Source organism: Mesorhizobium sp. M0518 (genome assembly GCF_040321125.1).
Lineage (GTDB): Bacteria > Pseudomonadota > Alphaproteobacteria > Rhizobiales > Rhizobiaceae > Mesorhizobium.
Map to the genome: position 1 here is coordinate 1 of NZ_JAMYQY010000052.1, position 5,365 is coordinate 5,365.

Here is a 5,365-nt window from a genome sequence, read left to right on the forward strand (position 1 = left end):
ACATAGAAATTGACACTGCAAGCTCCTCGGCTCCTTGCTTCAGTGCCACTATCTCTCGCTCATCACCTCAAGCCGCGCCAGATGGGGTCAGCTTGGCGCTTACTCTTGATCCAGGTCTCATCGATGAAGACCAGGCATTGTGGATCGAGGCCGGTCTGCCAAGATCGCCATCGCCGACGCCTGCGGGCAATATCAGCGCGCGCCTGCTCAAGGGCGAACAGGGTTTTTTTTTGAAGCTTAGGCCCTCGCGGCGCAGGAACAGCCACACTGTGTTGTGCGAGACCTCGACCCCGCGACCGGCCAACTCATCCTTCAATCCGTGCAGCGTCAGATGCGGCGTCTCACGTATACGCGCCTCGGTGAAGGCACGGTGCGGCTCCAGAACGCGCTTGCGGTGTCCGCCCATCTTGCCCGGCGCCACCGAGCCCGTTGCACGGTAACGCTGCGACCGCTTCACTACAGAGGAAACCGCAACGCCAAAGCGCGATGCCACTGCACGGCAGTTCTCACCGGCGCCAACTGCCTCAACAACACGCTCACGAAGATCGTTTGAAAGCGCTCGCGTCATCAGATGCTGGCCTCCAATCCAGCCAGCATCTTGAATCACAATCGTCCTGCTTTGGGAATCCTACGATTCTCTCAAAACAGGAAACGCTCTAGGATCGAGGTGTAAGGCAAACGATGAGGCGGCTCTCCGCGCTGGTCTCGACGGCACACTTCAGATCCGTGAGCAAGCGTTCGCACAAACAGTCGGCGGCGCTGTGAAGCTGGTCGCCCATGCCGCATGACGTCGTGGCGTAGCGGCATCGTCGTTCGTCGCCGGCCCTTCCTGGACACGGATCTTGCCTGACCGCCAGTTGACCTCATCAAGACTGAGGGCCGCAACCTCGCTGGCGCGCAAGCCGAGCTCATAGTCCGATGCCCCATTGCCGTGGTCCGATCGCAGGCATCGAGAACCTGCTGGACCTTCTTTGGCGGCAGGAAGGTAGCAACCCCGCACGCCGCCATCGGCGCAACGACGGCACGCAGGCGTTTCAGGAGATAGATCCACATGGGTTCCCGCCCGCTCACATTGCTCAAGCCTAAACCGGCTGGAAATCAACGTAGAGGGGGGTTCCGTCCGGGCGGGTCGCAGCTTCGGTTTGTGTAGTGCGGTACATTATCGGTGTCGCCCCGTTGGTCAGGAAGCGGAATGCGCCCGATTCTTCCAATAGATCCTGCATCTCATAGTAGAGCTTCGCCCGCGCATCCGGGTCGTCGATCGTGACCGCCTTAGCGATCAGCTCATCAAAGCGTGTGCTGCGGAAGCGCTGCCAGTTCCAGAGGCCCACTTGATCTTGCACGAACCAGGTCACATTGAAATGCGGATCCGGCAGACCGTAGAACCCAGTTATGAAGAGTTGCAGGTCCTTCCAGCGCTCGCCTTCCGACTCCATGCCGAGCGTCCAGAATGTGCTGTTATCTCGGACATTGACCTCGACCGAAATGCCGATCTGGGACAATTGCGCCTGCACCATCTGGGCAATACTTGAATTAACGCTATCGTTTGCACAATCGATGGTCAAGTTCAGATCGCTCACACCGGCCTTTCCCAAGAATTCCTTCGCCTTTGCGAGATCGCCTTCTGGCGGAACGAGCGCCTTCGCACGGTGCCCGACGAGCCCCGGAGCGATCGGGCCTGTCGCCACGTTGACTTGGCCCGAATAGGCAGCGTCCAGGATCTGCGGTACATTGATCGCCCATTGGATCGCCTTGCGGACATTGATGTCCTTCAGCTTCGGGTGATCCATGTTCATGCCGATCCAATAATACCAGAGCGAGGGCCATTCCTCGACCTTGGTGTTGGCGGGCGGGTTGCTCTTGAGGCCTGCAAGCGAATCCAGACTGATATCACTGAAATCCGTATCGCCTGCCAGATAGGCGCGTTCCCGGGCCTTAAGGTCGTCGACCGGGACGATGCGGATTTCGTCAAAGCCCGGCTTCGGGCCCGACCATTCCGGATTGCGGGTCAAGAGTATGTACTGGTTGGGCTTCCAGTCGGCGAGCACATACGGGCCGGAGAAAGCTGGCGGCTTCATGCCGAAATCACCGCCGTCCTTGGTTACCTTCATTACGGCATTCTCGGAAATGATTTGACCGGCAGCATCGGGGAGCGAAACGAGCCAAACAGGTATAAAAGGCGACTTGAATACGATTACGCCAGTATAGTCGTCCTCCAACTCGACATGATCCAACGAACCCCAATTCGGCTTGAGCGGTAAATTGAGTTTTATAATGCGCTCGAAGGAGAACTTGACGTCCTTCGCAGTCATCTCGCCGTGACCGCCGGTGAACGTGATCCCTTTCTTCAGCCGGAAGCGGATATGGGTCGGGTCGACCTGCTCCATTTTTTCTGCCGCATCCAGCTCCCAACCCCATTCAGAGCCCCGCTTGTAGCGCGTGAGCCTCGAATAAATGCAGTTCATCACGTCCGTTTCCACCGCTCGCGCGTTGAAAGCGGGATCGAGTTTGGTGAGATCTCCGTCGGAACACGCTTTGAGCACTTTGCCTTCGGCCGCCCAGATGACTTGCGACAACGGCATGCCGCCAGCGACGACCCCCCCGCCAAGCACGGCGCCGGTCCTGAGAAGGGACCGGCGGCTTATATTGCCCATGGTATCTTTCATGATCTGCTCCCATTTTAATTTTGTTTAGTCGATAACAGTCACAGGGAAGGCTTACGTCAACTCCAGTTTGTGTAGAGAGGTAGCTGGTTTGGAGATGAAGTCACGCTGGCGTAAGGTCCTGGTTCCATTCCGAGCCATTTTGGGAACGCTAGGGACCACGGACCAACAAAACAACGGAAGAAAAAGTTATGTGCCGCACGACTAAATGTTATCAGGGATGGCGGCACTGTAGGCCAGCTGATATCTCGTTGCATCCGACTGGTGTTGCCCGCACATATTCGGCATCGAAGTGTCAGCGTTTCCGGCCGTCGAGGAGCTGTTCGAATGTGTGACCCTGAGCTTGCGTACGTAGCAGTCGCTTTTGACAGTATGTGCAGAAGGCAGAAACCCCGACGGTTGACCCATCGACATGCCGATGTCGTCCGCAACGCTGTTTATGAGCCGTCTCGGATTGGAGATTTCGTTGCGAAGGTCGACCTAGTGGCCGAATGCTCATTGCCGGCCCTTGGTAAAACTCATATGCCGTGCTTCAAATGGGCGTAGCGCACTCAACGGAAGCCGTCGATAATCCTTCGCATGATTGTCTGTCGTCGAATGAAGCCATGCCGCCGGCCAGATGTTCCGGTGCCTCGGCGACGAAAGCGAGCCTGATGTCATCTCCCTCGCGAAATAGGCTGCGGCCTTCCTAATAACTCAGTGGCTGGCTGGCATTGGCGCGAGGGCAAAGCCGAGAGCCTTGTCGCGCCGATGCAGGTTTGCGAGGACGCGCGTGCCATGGCGTTTTTCATAGGCATCTGCGCCGGGGGTCACGGTAGGTCACGCCGAGTTCGATGAGAACGGCCGGATTATGAAGGAAGTGCGGGCACTGAGCGAGCAGGCGCCCCGCTCTACTTGGCCCATTATGCGGCGACCCAGCGCCGACCGCGAAGAGAAGCGATTGACCCACGGAGCGACATCCTCCGGAAAAGAAAGCAGGAGGAGCTTGACCTCGACGACCCCAATCAGAGACCTGCTAGACCAGCCTGCGCGGGATTGTACGATTCCAGGTCTTGGTGAAGACCTCAGCGTCATGTTCGAAGGCCTTGATCTGACCCACAAATAAAAAGTCGTCTTTGGTAACGCTCACCCGCAGGCGACTCTCAACGCGGCAGTCCCAGTCGCCACGTTTGTACGCCGTGATGCATTGTGCGTCGATTTTGGCGCTGGTGGGATCGTGGTCAAGTATTTCCTTGACCTCGCGTTCTGTCGTCCACATCTCTGTGCCGATGGCGTCAATCCGAGATCGTCCGTCGCCTTGGGCGTTGCGTATCGTAAGTTTGCTCGTTGTGGCGTCCCATTCAGAGACTCTGGTAGGCTTTGGCGCTTCTTGCAAAATGGTTCGTCCGGAGGTCGGTTCCGGCACAAAGGCCGGGCCGAACGGCTTCAATTCCCTGTCCTCGGCCCGGGGCGGTCGTACCGGCAGCTCGAGCTCGGACCGACCGGCATAAACCGTCAGCGTCACCGGCTCAGGGGACGGCCAGTATGCCGGCCAATGTGAAGTCGCCATGGTGATACGAATGCGCCTGCCCGATTTGAAAACATGGGCGCAGTCCTGCAGCGGCAGGCGGATGCGATAGCGTTTGCCGGGCACCAGCGGCTCAGGAAACTCATGACTGTCCCGGTGGGTCAGATTGAGCACATCATAGGTAATTCGCTTCGACAGGCCGTCCGGCTCGACTTCATTGAGACTGACGGCCAAGAGCGCAACCGGCTTGTCAACCGACAGATCAAGAGCGACCACAGGCGCGCCGAGAATCTCGAAATCCCCCTCGAGCGGCTCGGAATCGAACGTCAGTGAGCGAGCGTCGTCAATTCGCTGATCTGTCGGCGCTTCTTCGGCGCTTCTCAACCACCAACCAGGGGCCGTTGTCCCGACCGTCTGCAAAGGCTTGAGAACACGCGCCGTTTCAGCACCGGCATCGTTCTCCAGTCCGTCCTTGGTGAGATAGAATTTGCGCGGCTTGATGCGTGGCGATGGCCAGGTTTCCTCGCCCACCCACCGGCCGGGAATCTCCCATCGGTCGGGAATCTGGCATATGCCGCGCACTGACGGCTCTTGCTGCATCCAGACCCGGTACATCGGCTCGGCCATAATGCCGGTATCGATGTCCTTGAGCCAGTAATCCCACCAACGCAGCGACTCAGTGAGCCAGTCTATGGTCGGGCCCGGACCCGGATTGTCGATGTTGGGATATTGGTGGCCCCAGGGGCCGACAAGTCCTTTTCGCGGACATTTGAGGTTGGCGAGCATGCGCGGAATCGTACGGCGATAAGCATCGAACCAACCACCTACGGCATAGACGGGACATTGAATGGCAGCGTAATTTCCATCGTCCTCATTGAGTGACGCATGCTTCCAATATGCGTCGCGGTGCTGGTGGGTCATCCAGTTTATGGGATAGTAATCCACGTTATTGAGGCGCTGCATCCACATGTCGCGCCAGCGGTCGCCAACGACTGCCGGATCGGGAGGACTGCAAGTAATCACGGGGTAACGGGCACCCCATGCAATCCCGAACATGTCCTCCATCATCAAGCCACCGGTGTAGGGCTCTTCGGTATAGCGGTCCTCAGTCGAGCAAACCGTGATGATCGCCTTGAGCGCAGGTGGACGTCGTGCAGCCACCTGCAGTGCACTGTAACCGCCCCAGGAAATCCCG

General features: G+C 58.2%; 2 protein-coding genes and 1 pseudogene. All 3 read right to left on the reverse strand.

Annotated elements, in window-relative coordinates; genetic code table 11:
- Positions 1–101: 101 nt before the first annotated feature.
- Positions 102–568: pseudogene (locus tag NKI66_RS32460) on the reverse strand (transposase); the annotation flags it as partial.
- A 514-nt stretch (positions 569–1,082) separates the two neighbouring features.
- Positions 1,083–2,666: an ABC transporter substrate-binding protein gene (locus tag NKI66_RS32465; protein WP_352754065.1), complete on the reverse strand. Its 1,584-nt coding sequence runs from the start codon at positions 2,664–2,666 to the stop codon at positions 1,083–1,085.
- Between the two features lie 1,012 nt (positions 2,667–3,678).
- Positions 3,679–5,365: CocE/NonD family hydrolase (locus NKI66_RS32470; RefSeq protein ID WP_352754066.1), on the reverse strand; the 1,687-nt coding region annotated here is incomplete at its 5' end.

Excerpts from the sequence above, each read along its gene's own strand:
- NKI66_RS32465 (WP_352754065.1), bottom strand. The coding sequence starts at position 2,666 with ATGAAAGATACCATGGGCAATATAAGCCGCCGGTCCCTTCTCAGGACC.